Genomic DNA, 19,929 nt, shown 5'->3' with positions numbered 1-19,929 from the left:
CAAAATTGATATGCATCAAGTTTTACTGCATATTTTTTGAGCGTGAAATCGCAAAATCGATAAAAAAAGCCCGCGATGTTGGCACATCGCGGGCCGGGAGGAGATCAGCCGAGGGTTTTAAAGGCCTTTATTCGCTGCAGATGCGGGGAGATGTTTTTAAATTTGTGGGTCTGCTCTTCATCCCAGATTATCTCATAGTAATGGTGCAGCAGCTCCGCCGAACGCTGGCTATTCAGCGCTTCGTCCTGGCGTGACAGCACCACCAGGCAACGGTCGCGGTTTTTTTCGCGGAAATTGTTAACGCACTTGGTAGCGATATCCGCATACTCTTCCGGCCGATCAATCTTCCCTTCCATGTTTTCATTGGGAAACAGGTTTGGATTAAAAATGGCCTGGCGGATATCGCAAAGAAAGCCAATTCGCTCCGCCCAGAAACCGCCGAGACCCACGCCGCAAATCAGCGGCCGATCGTCGGCGCTCAGCTGCAGCATCTTATCGACCTCTTTTAATAAGTGCTGCATATCATGTTTGGGATGCCGCGTGCTGTAGCTAATCAACCGAACATCGGGGTCAATAAACTGAAGCTGAAGCACCTTCTCATGGTTACCGGGGCTGTTTGAGTCAAAACCATGTAAATAGATAATCATCGCATCCTCACCAGACAACAACGCCTTTCAGGTTTATTACGCGGATTTCGCCTCTTGCCAGCGCGCGTGAAGCTGCTCAAGCTGCGCGCTGATCGTCTTCCAGCGGGCGGAATCCCTTAACGCCTGACGGCTAAAGGAACCTTTATGATACAATTTCGTAACACGCTCTGCTTTGATCGGCGACAGGTTATCCAGCACGCTGACCGCACCCTTACGATTATTGCAGACGAGGATCATATCGCAACCCGCATCCAGCGATGCCTGGCCGCGCTCGGCGTAGCTGCCCATAATCGCCGCCCCTTCCATCGAGAGATCGTCAGAGAAGATGACCCCATCGAAGCCCAGCTCGCCGCGCAGGACCGTTTTTAACCAATACGCGGAGCCGCTGGCCGGGCGCGGGTCGACGTCGCTGTAGATAACGTGGGCGGGCATAATGGCGTCCAGCCGCTGCTCGCCGATCAGCGTACGGAAGATGGACATATCTCTGGCGCGAATTTCCGCTTCCGCGCGCGGATCGCGCGGCGTCTCTTTATGGGAATCGGCCGTCACCGCTCCGTGTCCCGGAAAGTGCTTACCGGTGGTTTTCATGCCCGCAGCGTGCATGCCGTCAATAAAATGACGAGCTATCGCCAGGGCTTTGTCAGGATCGTCGTGATAAGAACGCTCGCCAATAGCGGCGCTGATATGCCCAACGTCCAGCACCGGCGCAAAGCTGATATCAATATCCATGGCGATCATTTCGCTGGCCATCAGCCAGCCGGCCTCTGCGGCCAGCTTACCGCCCTCCTCCATGCCGAGCAGCGCAGCGAAGGACTGCGCTGCGGGAAGACGGGTAAAACCCTCACGGAAACGCTGCACGCGCCCGCCTTCCTGGTCTACCGCCACCACCAGATGGTTGCGCGAAGCCTCGCGGATCTGGCGAACCAACTCGCGCAGCTGCGCCGGATCGTGATAGTTGCGGGTAAACAAGATCAGCCCGCCAACCAAAGGATGCGCCAGAATCTCACGCTCTTCCGCATCCAGTTCAAAACCTTCGACATCCAACATTACCGGACCCACACCCACCTCTCTTATCCTTTTACTTTTTGTCTAACTGGCGCCATATCTCATCCGCCAGCGCAATAAACTGCCGGTCGCCGGTTTGCTGCCAGCGCCGCTCGTACCAGCCCGCCATCAGCAGCCGCACCCACGGACGCCAGCGCTGAATTTGCCGCCAGAGCTGATGCTCATCGATGCTCGCCTGTCTCGCGTATTCTGCGGCTAGCCGACGATGCGCGGCGGGATCGATCCACACCGCCGCCAGCTCCAGCGCGATATCGCCATCGCCCGCATATTCCCAGTCAATCAGCCGCAGCCCCGCCTCGCCGTGAACGATGTTGCCCGCATGGACATCCATATGTAACGGGGCGAGGCGCAGCGGCCGAGGCTCGCCGCGACGCAGCAGGCGTTTATGCCAGCGCAGCCACCTTGGCGTACGCCGCGCGGGGCTGCACTGTTGCCAGTACAGCTCAAGCAGCGGCCGCAGCGCGATACGCCAGCCAAAGCGCGGCTGCCGGTGCAGATGATACAGTAACCCTGCGAGCGCCGGACACTCCGGTAACGCGTTGACCACGTCGCCAGTGCAGTATTCCACCACCATCCAGGCGGGAGAATAAAAAACCGGCGCGGGCGCTAAGGAATCGGGAAGGCGTGACAGGACATGATACTGACGGCGAAAATCGCAGGCTGGCGCATGCGGATCGTGCGGCTGGCGCAGCACCCGCCTTTGCCGACCATCGCTGAGAATGCAGCTGCCGCCACTCAGCCCGTTTTGGGACAGCGCGGCGACAGGCCTATAGCGCGGGAAAAAGCGCGACAGAACCTCGTCGCGCGTAAGCTTATTGTTGCTGAACTGCACCTTTACCTGACCAGATAATTTCGCCGGTCTGTACCAGCATCAGCTGCATTTTCAGCTCAGGTGAATTGACGTTGCCGGTCGCGTTGGAATAGAGCACATATTGTGCGCCAACGGTACGCGCAATGCCCATCGCTTTGCTGCGGCTGCCAAGGCTATCCTGCGGCGACAGGCCGAGCTGCTGTTTGGCTACGCCCAGCTGCTGCTGCGAGACCAGGGTGAATTTTCCGTTGCCTTCCAGCGCGTTGCGCAGCGCCGTGGTGGCCTCACCGGCATTCAGGGTGCCGTTGGTGCGGTTATTGACGCTGTCGACCAGCAAAATACTCCCCGCATTCACGCCGCTGGCCTGCAGCATCTGCCCGATCATCGGCTGCACCGCGGAACTCCAGTCAAAGTGACGTACGCGCGGCGCGGGCTGAGCTGGCTGCTCGCCGTGTTCAATCGGCCCCGGCTGCGTAGGGATCGCGGGAATAGTCGGCACAGTCGGCTGCGGCTGAACCGGCTGCTGCGGCTTCGGCTGCGCTTCCTCAACGGGAGCGGGTTCCTGACGTTGCCCCACGCATCCGGCAAGGAATATCGCCAGTGCGGTAACTAATGCATAGCGACATAGTTTAATCATTACGATTACCTCTTACAGATAAAGATAAAGTCGGGCTTTGTGCGCCCCCAGAATATTGGCGCTGCCATACAGCGTAACGGAAGAGTGCGCCGGAACCGTTATACTGCGCGCCGGATCCAGCGGATGCATTTCCAGCCCCCTGGCGTCATACCAGAAAAAGCGATAATGCACGGTCACCGGCACCTGGCGTTCATTAAACAATCTGGTGGTCGCCGTCGCTTGAATCTCGGATGCGGTCACCGTCGGTACTTCAGCGCTAATTCCCGCCGCCAGTACGTTTGATTCCATCACCAGACTTTGCCGATCGCTGACCGGAATTTCCGGATGCGAACCGCACCCGGCCAGTAACGTCACGGCCAGAAGTGCGCCGAAATGGGCTGCGCGCATGGATGTTAACCTTTATGAGCCAGCATCGGGCCTAATGGACGACCGCCCAGCAGGTGCATATGGATATGGTAGACCTCCTGGCCCCCGTGGCGATTGCAGTTGACGATCAGGCGATAGCCATCGTCGGCAAGCCCCTCGTCGCGGGCGATTTTCGCCGCAACGGTCATCATGCGTCCCAGGGCAAGCTCATGCTCTGCGGTCACATCGTTGACGGTGGGAATCAGGATATTGGGAACGATTAGAATATGGGTTGGCGCCTGCGGAGAGATGTCGCGAAAAGCGGTAACGAGCTCATCCTGATAAACCACATCCGACGGGATCTCCCGGCGAATGATTTTGCTGAAAATCGTTTCTTCTGCCATGACTGATTCCTTAATAATTTTTATACCGTGCTCTGGCCTGCCTCTGCAGGTAAACGCGGATGCACAGGATTCCCCTAAGAGTATGAGCGAGTTACTCCCCCTCTTTCAACCTGAATGCGTTTTTTCTTACGCGACTAAGCGCTTAGCTGCTGACGGATTAAGCGTTTCTCAGCGGCATGCGGTGCCGCGCTCGCGAAAGCGGCCTGCGGACCGCTATTTTTACCCTTGTTTACACATTAAATATTAATGCGTATATTTCTCATTTGTATTCACAATAAAAGCAGTGCGCTGACAATCGACCGGGGCCATAGCGCCGCAGCGAATAACAACTATTGAATGATCAAGGGTTTATGATGTCTCTCTCCACCAATTCCCGGGATGGGCGAACCGCGCCGTCCCTGCTTGCTGTAGGCATAGCGCTGGCGCTGTTTCCAAACCTTAGCCAGGCAGCCGGCGCCGCCGAAGACACTATCATTGTAGAAGGTTCCTCAGATAGCGCGTCGGATACACAAGAACAGGACTACAGTGTCAGAACCACCTCAGCCGGGACCAAAATGGAGATGGCCCAGCGCGATATTCCGCAGTCGGTCAGCATCATCACCGGGCAGCGGATGCAGGATCAACAGCTACAAACCCTGGGCGATGTGATGGAGCATACCATGGGGATCAGCGGCAGCCAGGCGGATTCCGACCGCACCAGTTACTACTCCCGCGGTTTTGAGATAGACAACTATATGGTCGATGGCATTCCGACCTGGTTTGAATCCCGCTGGAATCTGGGCGACGCGCTTTCCGATATGGCTCTCTTCGAACGGGTTGAGGTCGTGCGCGGCGCTAACGGCCTGCTGACCGGTACCGGCAATCCTGCTGCGTCGATCAATATGATCCGCAAGCACGCGACTAGCCGGGAGTTCAAGGGAGAGGTCTCGGCGGAGTATGGCAGCTGGGATAAGCAGCGCTACGTTGCGGATATGCAAAGCCCGCTGACTGACGATGGCAGCGTAAGGGCGCGCATTATCGCGGGTTATCAAAACAATGACTCGTGGCTGGATCGCTACAACAGCGAAAAAACGTTCTTCTCCGGCATTCTTGATGCCGATCTCGGTACATCGACCGCTTTATCCGCCGGCTACGAGTATCAGCGTATCGACGTGAATAGCCCGACATGGGGCGGTCTGCCGCGCTGGAATACCGATGGCAGCAGCAACCGCTATGACCGCGCCCGCAGCACCGCCCCGGATTGGGCCTATAACGATAAAGAGATCAACAAAGTCTTCGTCACGCTGAAACAGCGCTTTGCCGAGACCTGGCAGGCGACGATGAATGCCACCCATTCCGAGGTCAAATTCGACAGCAAAATGATGTACGTGGACGCGTACGTCAATAAAGCGACCGGAATGCTGGTGGGTCCTTATAGCAGCTACGGTCCGGGCTATGATTACGTCGGCGGTACCGGCTGGAACAGCGGCAAGCGTAAGGTCGACGCCGTTGACCTGTTCGCCGACGGCGGCTACGACCTGTTTGGTCGCCAGCACAACCTGATGATCGGCGCCAGCTACAGCAAGCAAAATAACCGCTATTTCAGCGCCTGGGCCAACGTGTTCCCCGATGAGATTGGCAGCTTCAATAACTTTAATAGCAGTAGTTTCCCGGAGACCAGTTGGGGCCCGCAGAGCCTGGCACAGGACGATACCACGCGAATGAAATCGGTATATGCCGCGACGCGTTTTTCCCTGCTTGACACGCTGCATCTGATCGTTGGCGTCCGCTATAACAACTGGAGTATCGAGACGCTGACCTACAACATGGAGAAAAACCATACCACCCCCTACGCCGGGCTGGTTTACGACATCAACGACAACTGGTCGGCCTACACCAGCTATACCTCCGTGTTCCAGCCGCAGAACAAGCGCGATAGTTCCGGTAAATACCTGACCCCGATTACCGGAAACAACTATGAAGTGGGCCTGAAGTCCGACTGGATGGACAGCCGTTTAACGACGACTCTCGCCCTCTTCCGTATTGAGCAGGATAATCTTGGCCAGGCGACCGGCGGGCAAATCCCGGGCAGCAACGGCGAAGCCGCCTATAAAACCGTCGACGGTACCGTGAGCAAAGGGGTGGAGTTTGAAATCAACGGCGCGCTCACCGATAACTGGCAGATGACCTTCGGGGCGACGCGTTTTGTCGCTGAAGACAATGAAGGCAATGCGGTGAACCCTAACCTGCCGCGTACCAGCGTCAAGCTGTTTACCCGCTACCGTCTGCCGGTAATGCCTGAGCTGACCATCGGTGGCGGCGTAAACTGGCAGAACCGGGTATATAAAGATACCGCTACGCCGTACGGCACCTTCCGTGCGGAACAGGGCAGCTATGCGCTGGTGGATATGTTCACTCGCTACCAGGTCACTAAAAATTTTGCTGTGCAGGGTAACGTCAATAACCTGTTCGACAAAACCTACGACACCAACATCGATGGTTCAATTGTCTACGGCGAACCGCGCAACTTCAGCATAACGGCCAGCTATCAATTCTGATAAGCAGTCAACGTCACGGGAGCCGCCGGGCTCCCTTTTTGATGCCGGATGCCCATTAAAAAAGGCAGCCAGTTGGCTGCCTTAGTCTCCCCATATCACAACTTAGTTGCTGCGGATGTATTCATCCATTTCAGTTTTCAGGTTATCGGATTTGGTACCGAAAATAGCCTGAACGCCTGAACCTGCAACAACCACGCCTGCGGCACCCAGTTTTTTCAGGCCAGCCTGATCAACTTTCGCCACATCCGCCACGCTGACGCGCAGACGGGTGATACATGCGTCAAGGTTAGTAATGTTCTCTTTACCGCCGAAAGCGGCAATCAGTGCCGGAGCCATTTCGCTGGTGGCGCCAGCTTTGCTGTCTTCGGTTGCATCTTCACGACCCGGGGTTTTCAGATCCAGCGCTTTGATCAGCACGCGGAACACCACGTAGTAAACGATCGCATAGCAGATGCCGACTATCGGGAACAGCCACAGTTTGCTGCTGTTGCCGGACAGAACGATAAAGTCGATCAGACCGTGAGAGAACGAAGTACCGTCACGCATACCCAGCAGGATACAGATCGGGAAGGCCAGGCCTGCCAGAATCGCATGGATAATGTACAGGATCGGCGCAACGAACATGAAGGAGAACTCGATCGGCTCGGTGATACCGGTCAGGAACGAGGTCAGCGCTGCGGAGATCATGATACCGCCCACTTTCGCGCGGTTTTCTGGTTTTGCAGAGTGCCAGATAGCGATAGCAGCAGCCGGCAGACCGTACATTTTGAACAGGAAGCCGCCGGACAGTTTGCCCGCAGTCGGGTCACCTGCCATATAGCGCGGGATATCGCCGTGGAATACCTGACCTGCCGCGTTGGTGTATTCACCAATCTGCATCTGGAAAGGAACGTTCCAGATGTGGTGCAGACCAAACGGCACCAGGCAGCGCTCAATGAAGCCATAGATACCGAACGCGACAACCGGGTTCTGGTAGGCGGCCCACTGGGAGAAAGTCTGGATTGCGGTACCGATCGGCGGCCAGATAAAGGACAGGATCACGCCAGTGAAGATCGCTGCCAGGCCGGAGATGATTGGCACAAAACGCTTGCCCGCAAAGAAGCCCAGATACTCAGGCAGCTTGATGCGGTAGAAGCGGTTGAACATGTACGCTGCGATGGCACCGGAGATAATACCGCCGAGTACGCCGGTATCCGCCAGGTGTTTAGCCGCAATCTCTTCAGCAGGTAAATGCAGGACCAGAGGTGCAACCACGGACATGGTTTTTACCATGATGCCGTAAGCGACGACCGATGCCAGAGCGGATACGCCGTCGTTGTTGGTGAAGCCAAGTGCGACACCGATAGCAAAGATCAGCGGCATGTTAGCGAAGACCGAACCGCCCGCTTCCGCCATGACGTGGGAAACTACGGCTGGCAGCCAGCTGAAGTTTGCGGAACCGACGCCCAGCAGGATACCTGCGATAGGCAGTACGGATACCGGCAGCATCAGCGATTTACCGACCTTCTGCAGGTTAGCAAATGCATTCTTAAACATAATTGAGAGTGCTCCTGAGTATTTGGTGCTTTTTTACGTTTTCACGCATTGGCTCGGGGGGAGAACCGCGCCGTGGACAGGACATCTAAGCGCCCTTTATTTATTACACAGAGTAAAATAATTACCGGGATGATTGTTTGACGGCTATCACGTTTCAATCAGACATCCATTAAAAACTTACATTGGTTTACATAACTCGTGTCTGAATGTTGCCAAAAAACCTTCACCGCCCCATTTGTGGCGGTGAACTTTACTCGCTTTGGCTATTAATTACGAGCCTTAAAATAATAAGCAATATCAGAGAGGTTGCAGCCGGGAGGGGTCGATATGAAAAAGCGTAGCGAAATTTTCCGTGGTCTGTTGCGCCAGCTGCTCCAGCGATACGCCCTTAAGCACCGCCATATACTCGGCGACGTCCCTGACCATGGCCGGCTGGTTCTCTTTACCGCGATGCGGTACCGGCGCCAGATACGGCGAATCGGTCTCTACCAGCAGGCGATCGAGAGGGACATAGCGCGCAGCATCGCGAAGCTGCTCCGCATTTCGGAACGTCACAATGCCGGAAAACGAGATGTAGAACCCCATATCCAGCAGCTTACCCGCGGTCTCCCTATCCTCAGTGAAACAGTGTAGTACGCCACCGCAATCCGTCACTTTTTCTTCGCGTAAAATTTCCAGCGTATCGGCGCGGGCATCGCGGGTATGCACGATAACCGGTTTATTCAGCTCCCGACCTATACGGATATGGTCGCGAAAGGACGCCTGCTGACGCGCTTTCGTTTCCGGCGTGTAGAAATAATCGAGCCCGGTTTCGCCCATCGCGACCACGCCGTCGTCTGCGGCGAGCTGGCGCAGCTCTTCAACGTCATACTCTTCATCCTGGTTTAACGGATGCACGCCGCAGGAGAAAACGACGTCGCGACGCTGGCCCACCAGTTCGCGCATACCGCGGTATCCCGGCAGCGTCGTGGCAACCGCCAGGCAAAATTTCACATCGCGCGCGGCGGCCTTTGCCAGCACATCGTCCACATCTTTATGCAGCGCTTGATAATCCAGGCCATCGAGATGGCAATGGGAGTCGACTAAAAACATGATGTCTCTCTCAGAGATGGGATACGGGAAGGACCGCCCCGGGTTGCAGGTAATGTTCCCAGCGCAGAAGGCGCTCGGTTAGCAGCAGTTCGCGATTAATGCCGACCACGCTCAGCAGCTGCTCGCGGCAGGCGCTGACGTCGCGCGCGATCGCCTGCAGGCGCGCCGCCGGCAGCGCAGCGGCCAGCTGATTGACCAGAGGCCAGACATCAGGATTGCTGATAAGGGTAATCCCCTGCTGCCTTTTTTGCGCGTCGACCAGCAGCGATGCCAGCCAGTGCAGGCGAATCGCGGCCTGTTCATGGTTTAACATCGGCAACAGCGTCAGCCAGTCGCCGTGGGTTAAAATATTTCCGAGAATCTGGCAAAGCTGCTGCCGCGGTGCCCAGTGAGCTTCCTGAAGCAGATCCAGCGCCGCCGCTGGCGCGTTGGCGCTCAGCCGCAGCGCCGCGAGCAGCGCGTCTTGTGACATTGTCACTTCACGCTCTAACCACGCCAGCGCGTAGCGTTCTGAAGGCGGAGCGAGGTGAAATAACCGACAGCGGCTGCGCAGCGTCGCCAGCAGGCGCGCGGGTTCCTGACAGGCCAGGAAGAACCAGGTATTCTCCGGCGGCTCCTCCAGCGTTTTTAGCAGCGCGTTTGCCGCCGCGTCGGTCAGCATGGCGGCATCGCCGATCCACACCACCTTCGCGCCGCCCAGCCGGGCGTGTTCATAGAGCTTTTCGCTCACTTCGCGCACGGCATCGATGCCGAGCGAGCTCTTCCCCTTTTCCGGGGTCAACGCATAATAATCTGGATGGGTGCCGGCCTGCATCAGCTGGCAGCTATGGCAATGACCGCAGCTTTTATGCCCTTCCGGCTGGCGGCACATCAGAAAGCGACAAAGCGCATAAATCAGCGCATCGCTACCCATGCCCGGCAGGGCCTGAACCATTAGCGCATGGTGGCCGCGCCCCGCCTGATAGCTGGCAACCAGCTGTTCAAAGGGCGGGCGTAACCACGGATACCATTTCATGCGCCTTGCTCCGCGACCCACTGATTCACTACCGCCCGAATGTCGCGCTTCACGGCCTCCAGCGGCTGGGTAGCGTCAACGGTGCGTATAGTGGGATCCTGCGCCGCCAGTTCAAGGTAGCGCGCGCGGGTACGATTAAAGAAATCCAGCGACTCCTGCTCGATTCGGTCAAGTTCACCGCGGGCGCGGGCGCGCTTCAGGCCGACTTCCGGAGTCACGTCAAGGTAAAGCGTCAGATGGGGACGAAAGTCTCCCAGTACCGCGTCACGCAGGGTCGCCAGCATCGTCTGATCAATTCCGCGACCGCCGCCCTGATAAGCCTGGGTTGAGAGATCGTGACGATCGCCGATGACCCACTGACCGCGCGCCAGAGCGGGTTTGATAACCGTCTCCACCAGCTGTACGCGCGCCGCGTAAAACATCAGCACTTCCGCTTTATCATTAATCACTTCATCGCCGGTGGACTGAATATCCAGCACCAGGCTGCGCAGCTTCTCGGCCAGAATGGTGCCGCCCGGTTCGCGGGTAAACACCATATCGCTAACGCCCAGCTGTTTTAGCGTCTCTACCACACAATCACGCGCGGTGGTTTTCCCTGCGCCTTCCAGGCCCTCGATGACGATATAGTTACTGCGCATTTTTTTCCTTAAGTACTTTCAAATAGTCCTGGACCGAGCGGTTATGGCTGGCCAGGTTAGTGTTAAACGTATGTCCGCCCTTCCCATCCGCGACAAAATAAAGGTACGGCGTTTTCGCCGGATGCGCGGCGGCGTTTAGCGAGGCCTCGCCCGGTGCGGCGATCGGTCCCGGCGGCATGCCGTTTATGACGTAGGTATTGTAAGCGGTTGGGGTTTCCAGGTCTTTACGCGTCAACTTGCCATTATAACTCTCACCCATCCCGTAAATCACGGTCGGATCGGTTTGCAGGCGCATACCGATCCGTAAACGGTTGATAAATACCGATGCGACGCGGTCGCGCTCGTCCGATACCGCCGTCTCTTTTTCGATAATCGAGGCCATTGTCAGCAGCTGGTTCTTATCGTGATACGGCAGATTCTCCATCCGCCCTTCCCAGGCTTTATCGACCGCGGCAACCATCTTCTGATGCGCCCGCTTAAGGATCGCCACATCGCTGGTATTGGCGGTATACATCCAGGTATCCGGCCAGAACCAGCCTTCGATCCAGTCAGGATGCTCGAGATCAAGGGCCTTCGCGACGGTTTCATAGCTATCATCCGCCAGCGTATGCTTGACGTAAGGCGCATCGCGCAGCTGGCGCAGGTAATCGCTCACCCGCATCCCTTCAACGAAGCGCAGCGGAAACTGCGCCTCTTTGCCGCTGGCCAGCAGCTGCAGCATCTGGCGGACCGTCATATCAGGCGTGAAGCGATAGGTTCCGGCTTTAAAATGGGAGAGCTCAGGCTCGATGCGCAGCAGCCACTGGAAAACCCGCGGTCGGTTAATGACTTTATCGCTATACAGCTGTTGCCCAAGCGCCAGGCGCCCCGTTCCGGTGGCAAGAGTAAAGATAGTCTCTTCTTTAATCAGCAACTTGCTGTCCGCCAGCTGGCGAACTTTCCACATACCGATGCCCGCGGCAATGCCCAGCACCACCACCAACAGCAGGATGAAACGTAACATTTTCTTCATGACTAATCAGGCAGCTCACACAAAGGGGCTAAAAAATGGTAAAGCTCGCGGGCGGACCAACATTTATCGTTCCAGCGGCGAACAGGCACCAGCGGCATTAAGGCGTTACAGACCACGACCTCATCGGCTTCGCGTAACGCCTCGGGACGCATGGTGGCTTCGACAACGCGAAACGGCGATGGTGCCAGCTTAGCGAGAATGTACTGGCGCATAATACCGTTGACCCCCGTCTGATCGAGGCGCGGGGTAAAGACGTCGGATCCTTTACGCCAGAATACGTTCGCGGCACAGCATTCCGTAAGCCACCCGTCGCTGTCAAGGACCAGCGCCTCATCGGCGTCCGTCTGCTCAAGATGAGAACGAATCAGCACCTGCTCCAGCCGGTTAAGGTGCTTGAGTCCGGCGAGTGAAGGGTTGCGTCCCAGCCTGACAGGGCTCAGCGACAGGGAAATCCCCTCCTCGCGCCAGCGCAGATAGTGGGCCGGCCTGGGCGACACGCTGAGAATTCTCGTGGGATTGACGCAGCCCGCGGCGCTATAGCCGCGGCCGCCCGCTCCGCGAGTGATGATGACCTTCAGCACGCCATCCTGATGAGGCTGCGCCAGACGCGCCATCTCCTGCGCTAATAGCACCCAGTCGTCATAGGGGATAAAGAGCTTTTCACAAGTCGTCTGCAGGCGGGCCAGATGGGCTGACAGCAGTTGAACCTGGCCTCTGAGGATGCGCGCAGTGGTAAAGCAGCCATCGCCGAACTGCACGCCGCGATCGTTCACCGCGAGCGTTTCACTTTCAGCGCCATTGATTAAAAACATAAAAGACTCCTTATCGCTGGCCGGTTAGTTTCGCAGGAGGAGAGACATTGAACAAGCGGAGAAAACCGAATAAAAAAGGCCCGACAAGCGGGCCAATTTTCGATGGGCATTGACGTCAACCGAGATGTTACGTCAGGCGCGCATCACACCTTTTTAAAGATTAACGAGCCGTTAGTGCCGCCGAAGCCGAAGGAGTTACACAGGGTATACTCCAGACCGCTTACCTGGCGCGCTTCGTGCGGGACGAAGTCTAGATCGCAACCTTCATCCGGGTTATCCAGGTTGATGGTTGGCGGAACGGCGCTATCGCGCAGCGCGAGGATGGAGTAGATAGACTCTACTGCGCCCGCTGCACCGAGCAGGTGGCCGGTCATTGACTTAGTCGAGCTCACCATTACGCGGCTGGCAGCGTCGCCGAAGACAGATTTCACCGCCTGCGCTTCTGCTTTATCGCCCGCCGGCGTAGAGGTACCGTGGGCGTTGACGTAGCCAATCTGGCTTGCGTCAATACCCGCGTCGCGAATGGCGTTCACCATCGCCAGCGCTGCTCCAGCACCATCTTCCGGCGGTGAAGTCATATGGTAGGCATCGCTGCTCATACCAAAACCGACGATTTCAGCATAGATTTTCGCACCGCGTTTCTTCGCGTGCTCGTACTCTTCCAGCACGACCATGCCGGCGCCGTCGCCCAGCACGAAACCATCACGCTCTTTATCCCACGGACGGCTTGCCGCCTGCGGGTTGTCATTGCGAGTGGACAGCGCGCGCGCTGCACCAAAGCCGCCTACGCCCAGCGGGGTACTGGCTTTTTCCGCACCACCGGCGACCATTGCGTCAGCATCGCCATAGGCGATAACGCGCGCGGCGTGACCAATGTTGTGTACGCCAGAAGTACATGCGGTTGCGATGGAAATGCTTGGTCCACGCAGACCAAACATGATGGTCAGATGCCCGGCCACCATGTTAACGATTGTGGAAGGAACAAAGAATGGGCTGATCTTACGCGGTCCGCCTTTTACCAGCGAACTGTGGTTTTCTTCGATCAGGCCAAGCCCGCCAATACCGGAACCAATAGCGGCGCCGATGCGGGTAGCATTCTCTTCCGTCACTTCAAGGCCAGAATCCTGCATGGCCTGAATGCCAGCGACAATTCCATATTGAATGAAGGCATCCATCTTGCGCTGCTCTTTGCGCGAGATGAAGTCATCACAGTTAAAATCCTTTACTAAGCCAGCAAATTTCGTTGCATAGGCGCTAGTATCGAAATGGTCGATCAGGCTGATGCCACTCTGACCGGCAAGGAGAGCTTTCCAGGTAGACTCTACGGTATTGCCGACAGGAGACAACATGCCCAGTCCGGTCACAACTACACGACGCTTAGACACGGTTGTCCTCCAGGGAGGGAAAATAGATTCTTGTGGGACAAAATGTAGATAAAACTCAGGCGGTCGAATGACCGCCTGGAGATGTTCACTTACGCCTGGTGGCCGTTGATGTAATCAATGGCAGCCTGAACAGTAGTGATTTTCTCAGCTTCTTCGTCCGGAATCTCAGTATCAAACTCTTCTTCCAGAGCCATTACCAGCTCAACGGTGTCAAGAGAATCAGCGCCCAGGTCTTCAACGAAGGAAGCATTGTTGGTAACTTCTTCCTGCTTAACGCCCAGCTGTTCGCCGATAATTTTCTTAACGCGTTCTTCGATAGTGCTCATACTCTTAAATTTCCTATCAAAACTCGCTTTCGCGATGGTTTTCGTAGTGTATAAAATGTTGAAAAATTTGCAACTAAATCCCGGCAGGTCTTACCACGATTTTACGCTATTTTGCGGCTGTTTGCCCTCATAACGCAAATCATTTTGTACAAAACATTACAGTGAACCGCACAGACTGCGCGGTTCCTGAGCGTTTTGCGCAAATCTCGGTCAGACCATATACATTCCGCCGTTGACGTGCAGAGTTTCACCGGTGATGTAACTCGCTTCGTCAGAGGCTAAAAATGCCACCGCACTGGCGATTTCATTTGGAGAGCCGAGGCGCCCCGCAGGAACTGCCGCCAGCGTACCCGCACGCTGCTCATCGGTCAGCGCACGCGTCATGTCCGTTTCAATAAAGCCCGGAGCAACAACGTTTACAGTAATACCGCGGGACGCAACTTCGCGAGCCAGTGATTTACTGAAGCCAATCAGACCCGCTTTCGCCGCAGCGTAGTTGGCCTGACCCGCATTTCCCATGGTACCAACCACAGAACCGATAGTGATAATACGTCCATGACGCTTTTTCATCATAGCGCGCATTACCGCTTTTGACAGACGGAAAACAGATGACAGGTTGGTTTCGATAATATCGTTCCACTCATCATCTTTCATGCGCATTAACAGGTTATCACGAGTGATCCCGGCATTGTTCACCAGGATATCAACTTCACCAAATTCTGCGCGAATATTTCCCAGAACAGATTCAATAGATGCAGGATCGGTCACATTCAGCAGCAGACCTTTACCGTTAGCACCTAAATAATCGCTGATCGCCTGCGCGCCGCTTTCGCTGGTCGCAGTCCCGATAACTTTCGCGCCACGGGCAACGAGCGTTTCAGCGATTGCGCGGCCAATCCCGCGACTTGCACCGGTAACCAGCGCGATTTTTCCTTCAAAACTCATGGTTTTCCTCTTTTATTGCTCAAGCGCCGCAGACATCGCCGCCGGCTCGTTAAGCGCGGAAGCGGTCAGGGTGTCAACAATACGTTTAGTCAGGCCGGTGAGGACTTTACCCGGGCCAACTTCATACAGATGCTCTACGCCCTGTGAAGCCATAAACTCAACGGTTTTGGTCCACTGAACTGGGCTATACAGCTGGCGGATCAGGGCATCACGAATAGCATCAGGCGCCGTTTCACTTTGCACGTCGACGTTATTCACTACCGGAATCGTCGGCGCGTTAAAGGTGATTTTCTGCAGCTCAACGGCCAGTTTTTCCGCCGCAGGCTTCATCAGCGCGCAGTGGGACGGTACGCTGACCGGCAGCGGCAGCGCACGTTTAGCGCCCGCAGCCTTACAGGCTGCGCCAGCGCGCTCTACGGCTTCTTTGTTACCGGCAATAACAACCTGCCCTGGCGAGTTAAAGTTCACCGGAGAGACGACCTGCCCTTCGGCAGACTCTTCGCAGGCTTTCGCAATCGCCGCGTCGTCAAGCCCGATGATCGCGGACATCGCGCCGGTACCTTCCGGTACCGCTTCCTGCATAAACTTGCCGCGCATCTCAACCAGGCGTACGGCATCGGCAAAATCGATAACGCCTGCGCATACCAGCGCAGAATATTCGCCGAGGCTGTGGCCCGCCAGCAGAACAGGCGTTTTACCGCCCTGCTGCTGCCAGACGCGATACAGCGCAACGGAAGCGGTCAGCAGCGCCGGCTGAGTCTGCCAGGTTTTGTTCAATTCTTCCGCCGGGCCTTGCTGCGCAAGCGCCCACAGATCGTAACCCAACGCCGCAGAGGCTTCACGGAACGTCTCTTCAATTACCGGGTAAGCGGCCGCCATATCTGACAGCATCCCGACACTCTGAGAGCCCTGTCCCGGGAACACAAAAGCAAATTGCGTCATGTTTAAATCCTTATCCTAAAAACGAACCAGCGCGGAACCCCAGGTGAACCCGCCACCAAAGGCTTCCAGCAGAATAAGCTGACCACGTTGAATGCGGCCATCGCGAACGGCTTCATCCAGCGCACAAGGAACGGAAGCCGCCGAGGTATTGCCGTGTCGGTCGAGCGTGACGACGACATTATCCATCGACATTCCCAGCTTCTTCGCCGTGGCGCTGATAATGCGCAGGTTGGCCTGATGCGGCACCAGCCAGTCCAGCGCCGAACGCTCGAGATTATTCGCGGCTAAAGTCTCGTCCACGATATGCGCCAGTTCGGTCACCGCAACCTTAAAGACTTCATTACCCGCCATCGTCAGATAGATCGGGTTTTCCGGTTCGACGCGATCGGCGTTCGGCAGCGTCAGCAGTTCGCCGTAGCTCCCATCCGCATGCAGATGCGTAGAGATAATGCCCGGCTCTTCAGAAGCGCCCAGCACAACGGCGCCAGCGCCATCGCCAAAAATAATGATGGTTCCGCGATCGGCAGGATCACAGGTGCGCGCCAGCACGTCAGCGCCAATCACCAAAGCGTAATCAACCGCGCCGTTTTTCACGTATTGATCGGCAACGCTGAGCGCGTAGGTGAAACCCGCGCAGGCCGCAGCAACGTCAAACGCCGGGCAGCCTTTGATACCCAGCATTGATTGAATCTGGCAAGCCGAGCTAGGAAACGCATGGGTACCGGAGGTAGTCGCAACAATAATCAGACCAATTTGCTCCGGCTTGACGCCCGCCATATCCAGCGCATTCTTAGCGGCTTCAAGGCCCATCGTAGCAACTGTTTCATTCGGTGCGGCAATACGACGCTCGCGGATACCGGTACGAGTAACAATCCACTCGTCAGACGTATCAACCATATTTTCCAGTTCAGCGTTCGTACGCACGTGCTCAGGCAGATAGCTGCCGGTACCAATAATCTTCGTATACATGTACGCTCAGTCACTCTTGGGTAATATACCGGGTTAACTCAAACTGCGAGGCGTCAGTCGTTTCCGGTCATCCGGGTTTGAGGCCTGGAACTTCCGCTTCTGCCGCCTTCAGGCAATTCGAAACCTGCAGGGTATAAAGATTCCAGGCGAGCGGCAATTCGCTGAGGAACCTGCCGCTGCACAGCCTGCACTGCCTGCTCTATCGCGACGCAAAAAGCGCGCTGATTGGCAGCCCCATGACTTTTAATCACGGAACCGCGTAATCCTAACAGACAGGCACCATTATACTGGTCGGGGTTGAGGTGACTGAATCGCCTCGACAGGCTTTTTTGTAACCAACGCTTTAATAAAAGCAGCCACCACGACCTTTTTTTCCCCTCTCCCTGTGATTTCAACAGTGAAAGGAACATTCTGACAACACCTTCCATCGTTTTTAATGTGACGTTGCCCGTGAATCCATCACAAACTAAAACATCCGTTTTGCCCGTCAACAATTCGTTGGCTTCCAGATACCCAATATAGTTGAGGGTTGGCAGGGTTTTCAAAACTGCCGCCGCGTCACGAATGCTGCTGAGACCTTTCATCTCTTCTTCGCCGATATTCAGAAGCGCAACCCGGGGATCCTTAATACCGATAACTTCTTCGGCAAGAACCGCCCCCATAACGGCAAACTGCACCAGCATCGTGCTATCGCAATCGACGTTAGCGCCTAAATCCAGCACCACCGTTTTGCCCTTCAACTGATGCGGTAGCATGGTGACCAGCGCGGGGCGCTCAATTCCCTCAATGGGCTTAAGCAGCAGCTTCGCCAACCCCATCAGCGCGCCGGTGTTACCCGCGCTGACGCAGGCCTGCGCCCGCCCTTCTTTTACTAACTCCAGCGCGATGCGCATTGAGCTGCCGCGACTGGCGCGAATGGCCTGCGCGGGTCGAGCATCACTGGCAATAACCGACTGCGCAGGGATAACCTGCAGACGTGAACGTTGTTCAAAATCAGCTTTGGCAAGTAATGGCGCGATAGCGTCGGGATCGCCGACTAAAAGAAGTGTGAGTTGTGAATTAGAGTTCAGTGCCTGCAATGCTGCAGGCACTGTCACGGAAGGGCCAAAATCCCCGCCCATGACATCTAACGCCAGGGTTAGACGTGTCAAGGTATCGTCGCTGCCCGGTTCGGTTATTCCCCAGTTACCCGGGGAAATCCTCACTAAGCTTCATCACGCTTTCGCGTGATTACTTAGCGATAACCTTGCGACCGCGGTAGAAACCGTCGGCAGTGATGTGGTGACGCAGGTGTTTTTCACCAGAAGCTTTGTCTACAGACAGGCTGGTGACTGCGGTCAGCGCGTCATGGGAACGACGCATGCCACGTTTGGAACGGGTTGGTTTATTCTGTTGTACGGCCATGGACCTTACTCCTCAATTACTTATGCTTTAAGCTGGCTAATACGGCAAATGGATTTGGTTTTTGTGCCTCTTCAGGCAGTTCACCAAAGACCATGTCCGCGTCGGACACTTCACAGTGTTCAGAATCATGCACCGGAACTACGGGCAAGGCGAGGATGATTTCATCTTCAACCAGCGCCAGCAGATCGATTTCACCGAATTCGTTAACCTCAATCGGCTCATACGCTTCCGGCAGTGCCTCGGCCTGTTCGTCATTTCTGACGGGGCTGAAACAATACGTTGTGTGGACATGATGGGGGAACGGTTTCCCGCAACGCTGACATTCGAGGGTTACCGACACCGTCGCATCGCCGTTTAACACGGCAAGACGTTGGTTATCGATAGCGAACGACATGCTGCATTCCACATCGCTGTCCACGCTGACAACAGAATCAGCGACACGCACAGCCTGATCACGGGTATAGATACCTTGGTAATCTAAGCGTTTTTGAGCCGTGCGAACCGGATCGAGAGTCAGGGGTAATTTTACCTTTTGCATAGGGCGCGCATATTAACTTTGTAACGTCATAGAGTCAAAGAAAAAGGCAGCCTCAGGTTGCCTTTTGCCATTTATTCGCACACATTGCGGCGCATAGTTTAAAATGATGCTCTGCGAAGCGCTATATGTGGATGAAAAAATATGTCTGAACTAATCCTCGCGTCAACCTCGCCCTGGCGGCGAATGCTGCTGGAAAAACTGTCGGTGCCTTTTGAATGCGCGGCGCCGGAAGTTGATGAGACCCCGCTGCCCGGCGAACCCGCCCGCCAGCTGGTGCTGCGTCTGGCGCAGGCAAAGGCGCAGGCCCTTGCCGCGCGCTACCCTCAGCACCTCATTATAGGCTCCGATCAGGTTTGCGTCCTGGACGGTGAAATTACCGGCAAACCGCACACGGAAGAAAACGCCCATCGCCAGTTGAGAAAGGCCAGCGGCACCATCGTCACGTTCTATACCGGCCTGGCGCTGTACAATTCCGCCAACGGTCACCTGCAAACCGAATGCGAACCTTTCGACGTTCATTTCCGCCGTTTAAGCGACCAGGAAATTGAGAGCTATATCCGCAAGGAAAACCCGCTGCAGTGCGCCGGAAGCTTTAAAAGCGAAGGGTTAGGCATCACGCTGTTCGACCGCCTCGAGGGACGCGATCCCAACGCGCTGGTCGGTTTGCCGCTCATTGCCCTCTGCCAGATGCTGCGCCGGGAGGAGTGTAACCCTCTGCTCACTTGACCGCGATTTCATGTGGCCTCTTTATGAGGCCGTCAGCCGCCTTTAAGCAACGTTTTAGCCGCTGACCGGCGGCGCGGAGCCTGTTTTACTCCAACTTAATTAATGCATCGCCTGTCACAGTTTATTTTTCCAGCGCCACTACA

The 19,929-nt window shown here is 56.0% G+C and carries 22 protein-coding genes; 2 read left to right on the top strand and 20 right to left on the bottom strand.

The genetic code is table 11. The annotated features are described in order from the left end of the window. Positions 1–104: 104 nt before the first annotated feature. Genes ycfP through hinT form a run of 6 tightly spaced genes read right to left on the bottom strand, consistent with a single transcriptional unit; the run spans position 105 to position 3,909 of the window. Complete coding sequence (gene ycfP / locus CMQ96_RS10985) at positions 105–647, bottom strand: alpha/beta hydrolase YcfP (protein WP_024359540.1); 543 nt, start codon at positions 645–647, stop codon at positions 105–107. A 36-nt stretch (positions 648–683) separates the two neighbouring features. After that, positions 684–1,694 carry a beta-N-acetylhexosaminidase gene (gene nagZ / locus CMQ96_RS10980; RefSeq protein ID WP_029669841.1) on the bottom strand — a complete coding sequence of 337 codons (1,011 nt, stop codon included), beginning with the start codon at positions 1,692–1,694 and terminating at the stop codon, positions 684–686. 31 nt (positions 1,695–1,725) lie between these two features. Beyond that, entirely contained in the window at positions 1,726–2,544 is an 819-nt protein-coding gene (thiK, locus tag CMQ96_RS10975) for a thiamine kinase (protein WP_049130240.1), read from the bottom strand. Then, a complete protein-coding gene (lpoB, locus tag CMQ96_RS10970; RefSeq protein ID WP_004131417.1) occupies positions 2,525–3,160 on the bottom strand; it encodes a penicillin-binding protein activator LpoB in 636 nt (211 codons plus the stop codon). Before lpoB ends, thiK begins: the two co-directional genes overlap by 20 nt. Positions 3,161–3,172: 12 nt before the next feature. Beyond that, the gene (locus tag CMQ96_RS10965) at positions 3,173–3,547 is read right to left on the bottom strand and encodes a YcfL family protein (protein WP_004131416.1); all 375 of its coding nucleotides are present in this window, start codon (positions 3,545–3,547) and stop codon (positions 3,173–3,175) included. Positions 3,548–3,552: 5 nt separating this feature from the next. Further along, entirely contained in the window at positions 3,553–3,909 is a 357-nt protein-coding gene (hinT, locus tag CMQ96_RS10960; protein ID WP_004112181.1) for a purine nucleoside phosphoramidase, read from the bottom strand. A gap of 350 nt (positions 3,910–4,259) precedes the next feature. Between hinT and fhuE the strand changes: the two genes are divergently transcribed. Then, entirely contained in the window at positions 4,260–6,446 is a 2,187-nt protein-coding gene (gene fhuE, locus CMQ96_RS10950) for a ferric-rhodotorulic acid/ferric-coprogen receptor FhuE (protein WP_064342465.1), read from the top strand. 102 nt (positions 6,447–6,548) lie between these two features. Here the strand turns inward: fhuE and ptsG are convergent, their stop codons facing one another. From ptsG to yceD, 14 genes are all read right to left on the bottom strand, one after another. Then, a complete protein-coding gene (gene ptsG / locus CMQ96_RS10945; protein ID WP_004132359.1) occupies positions 6,549–7,982 on the bottom strand; it encodes a PTS glucose transporter subunit IIBC in 1,434 nt (477 codons plus the stop codon). A 297-nt stretch (positions 7,983–8,279) separates the two neighbouring features. Continuing rightward, positions 8,280–9,074 carry a metal-dependent hydrolase gene (locus tag CMQ96_RS10940; protein ID WP_024359544.1) on the bottom strand — a complete coding sequence of 265 codons (795 nt, stop codon included), beginning with the start codon at positions 9,072–9,074 and terminating at the stop codon, positions 8,280–8,282. Positions 9,075–9,084: 10 nt separating this feature from the next. After that, the gene (gene holB, locus CMQ96_RS10935) at positions 9,085–10,089 is read right to left on the bottom strand and encodes a DNA polymerase III subunit delta' (RefSeq protein ID WP_064342464.1); all 1,005 of its coding nucleotides are present in this window, start codon (positions 10,087–10,089) and stop codon (positions 9,085–9,087) included. Beyond that, on the bottom strand, positions 10,086–10,727 hold the full coding sequence (gene tmk, locus CMQ96_RS10930) for a dTMP kinase (protein ID WP_004132353.1): 642 nt from the start codon (positions 10,725–10,727) through the stop codon (positions 10,086–10,088). Before tmk ends, holB begins: the two co-directional genes overlap by 4 nt. Next, positions 10,717–11,739, bottom strand: a complete 1,023-nt coding sequence (gene yceG, locus CMQ96_RS10925; RefSeq protein ID WP_098066799.1) for a cell division protein YceG — start codon at positions 11,737–11,739, stop codon at positions 10,717–10,719. Before yceG ends, tmk begins: the two co-directional genes overlap by 11 nt. 2 nt (positions 11,740–11,741) lie before the next feature. Continuing rightward, positions 11,742–12,551: an aminodeoxychorismate lyase gene (gene pabC / locus CMQ96_RS10920; RefSeq protein WP_098066798.1), complete on the bottom strand. Its 810-nt coding sequence runs from the start codon at positions 12,549–12,551 to the stop codon at positions 11,742–11,744. Positions 12,552–12,694: 143 nt separating this feature from the next. Then, positions 12,695–13,936 (bottom strand): beta-ketoacyl-ACP synthase II, encoded by a 1,242-nt coding sequence (gene fabF / locus CMQ96_RS10915; protein ID WP_004132347.1) that lies wholly within the window; start codon positions 13,934–13,936, stop codon positions 12,695–12,697. Between the two features lie 89 nt (positions 13,937–14,025). Further along, positions 14,026–14,262 (bottom strand): acyl carrier protein, encoded by a 237-nt coding sequence (acpP, locus tag CMQ96_RS10910; protein ID WP_000103754.1) that lies wholly within the window; start codon positions 14,260–14,262, stop codon positions 14,026–14,028. Between the two features lie 210 nt (positions 14,263–14,472). Further along, positions 14,473–15,207, bottom strand: coding sequence for a 3-oxoacyl-ACP reductase FabG (fabG, locus tag CMQ96_RS10905; protein WP_004131399.1), 735 nt, complete (start codon positions 15,205–15,207; stop codon positions 14,473–14,475). Between the two features lie 12 nt (positions 15,208–15,219). Further along, positions 15,220–16,149 (bottom strand): ACP S-malonyltransferase, encoded by a 930-nt coding sequence (gene fabD / locus CMQ96_RS10900; protein WP_004132345.1) that lies wholly within the window; start codon positions 16,147–16,149, stop codon positions 15,220–15,222. Between the two features lie 15 nt (positions 16,150–16,164). Further along, a complete protein-coding gene (locus tag CMQ96_RS10895; RefSeq protein WP_004131395.1) occupies positions 16,165–17,118 on the bottom strand; it encodes a beta-ketoacyl-ACP synthase III in 954 nt (317 codons plus the stop codon). A gap of 53 nt (positions 17,119–17,171) precedes the next feature. Then, positions 17,172–18,269 (bottom strand): phosphate acyltransferase PlsX, encoded by a 1,098-nt coding sequence (gene plsX, locus CMQ96_RS10890; protein ID WP_071830712.1) that lies wholly within the window; start codon positions 18,267–18,269, stop codon positions 17,172–17,174. A gap of 79 nt (positions 18,270–18,348) precedes the next feature. Next, positions 18,349–18,522 carry a 50S ribosomal protein L32 gene (rpmF, locus tag CMQ96_RS10885; RefSeq protein ID WP_004101077.1) on the bottom strand — a complete coding sequence of 58 codons (174 nt, stop codon included), beginning with the start codon at positions 18,520–18,522 and terminating at the stop codon, positions 18,349–18,351. A 16-nt stretch (positions 18,523–18,538) separates the two neighbouring features. Next, positions 18,539–19,060 (bottom strand): 23S rRNA accumulation protein YceD, encoded by a 522-nt coding sequence (yceD, locus tag CMQ96_RS10880; protein ID WP_004131393.1) that lies wholly within the window; start codon positions 19,058–19,060, stop codon positions 18,539–18,541. 141 nt (positions 19,061–19,201) lie between these two features. Between yceD and CMQ96_RS10875 the strand changes: the two genes are divergently transcribed. Further along, the gene (locus CMQ96_RS10875) at positions 19,202–19,786 is read left to right on the top strand and encodes a nucleoside triphosphate pyrophosphatase (protein ID WP_004132337.1); all 585 of its coding nucleotides are present in this window, start codon (positions 19,202–19,204) and stop codon (positions 19,784–19,786) included. Positions 19,787–19,929 lie beyond the last annotated feature (143 nt).

The sequence above is a fragment of the Klebsiella sp. MBT K-1 genome, assembly GCF_002556465.1.
Taxonomy (GTDB): domain Bacteria; phylum Pseudomonadota; class Gammaproteobacteria; order Enterobacterales; family Enterobacteriaceae; genus Klebsiella; species Klebsiella grimontii.
This window is presented reverse-complemented; position numbering and strand designations above follow the sequence as displayed.

What these genes read in the sequence shown, in the direction of transcription:
- ycfP (WP_024359540.1), bottom strand. Translation starts at nt 647, where the DNA reads ATGATTATCTATTTACATGGTTTTGACTCAAACAGCCCCGGTAACCAT.
- nagZ (WP_029669841.1), bottom strand. Translation starts at nt 1,694, where the DNA reads ATGTTGGATGTCGAAGGTTTTGAACTGGATGCGGAAGAGCGTGAGATT.
- lpoB (WP_004131417.1), bottom strand. Translation starts at nt 3,160, where the DNA reads ATGATTAAACTATGTCGCTATGCATTAGTTACCGCACTGGCGATATTC.
- CMQ96_RS10965 (WP_004131416.1), bottom strand. Translation starts at nt 3,547, where the DNA reads ATGCGCGCAGCCCATTTCGGCGCACTTCTGGCCGTGACGTTACTGGCC.
- hinT (WP_004112181.1), bottom strand. Translation starts at nt 3,909, where the DNA reads ATGGCAGAAGAAACGATTTTCAGCAAAATCATTCGCCGGGAGATCCCG.
- fhuE (WP_064342465.1), top strand. Translation starts at nt 4,260, where the DNA reads ATGATGTCTCTCTCCACCAATTCCCGGGATGGGCGAACCGCGCCGTCC.
- ptsG (WP_004132359.1), bottom strand. Translation starts at nt 7,982, where the DNA reads ATGTTTAAGAATGCATTTGCTAACCTGCAGAAGGTCGGTAAATCGCTG.
- CMQ96_RS10940 (WP_024359544.1), bottom strand. Translation starts at nt 9,074, where the DNA reads ATGTTTTTAGTCGACTCCCATTGCCATCTCGATGGCCTGGATTATCAA.
- holB (WP_064342464.1), bottom strand. Translation starts at nt 10,089, where the DNA reads ATGAAATGGTATCCGTGGTTACGCCCGCCCTTTGAACAGCTGGTTGCC.
- tmk (WP_004132353.1), bottom strand. Translation starts at nt 10,727, where the DNA reads ATGCGCAGTAACTATATCGTCATCGAGGGCCTGGAAGGCGCAGGGAAA.
- yceG (WP_098066799.1), bottom strand. Translation starts at nt 11,739, where the DNA reads ATGAAGAAAATGTTACGTTTCATCCTGCTGTTGGTGGTGGTGCTGGGC.
- pabC (WP_098066798.1), bottom strand. Translation starts at nt 12,551, where the DNA reads ATGTTTTTAATCAATGGCGCTGAAAGTGAAACGCTCGCGGTGAACGAT.
- acpP (WP_000103754.1), bottom strand. Translation starts at nt 14,262, where the DNA reads ATGAGCACTATCGAAGAACGCGTTAAGAAAATTATCGGCGAACAGCTG.
- fabG (WP_004131399.1), bottom strand. Translation starts at nt 15,207, where the DNA reads ATGAGTTTTGAAGGAAAAATCGCGCTGGTTACCGGTGCAAGTCGCGGG.
- fabD (WP_004132345.1), bottom strand. Translation starts at nt 16,149, where the DNA reads ATGACGCAATTTGCTTTTGTGTTCCCGGGACAGGGCTCTCAGAGTGTC.
- CMQ96_RS10895 (WP_004131395.1), bottom strand. Translation starts at nt 17,118, where the DNA reads ATGTATACGAAGATTATTGGTACCGGCAGCTATCTGCCTGAGCACGTG.
- rpmF (WP_004101077.1), bottom strand. Translation starts at nt 18,522, where the DNA reads ATGGCCGTACAACAGAATAAACCAACCCGTTCCAAACGTGGCATGCGT.
- yceD (WP_004131393.1), bottom strand. Translation starts at nt 19,060, where the DNA reads ATGCAAAAGGTAAAATTACCCCTGACTCTCGATCCGGTTCGCACGGCT.
- CMQ96_RS10875 (WP_004132337.1), top strand. Translation starts at nt 19,202, where the DNA reads ATGTCTGAACTAATCCTCGCGTCAACCTCGCCCTGGCGGCGAATGCTG.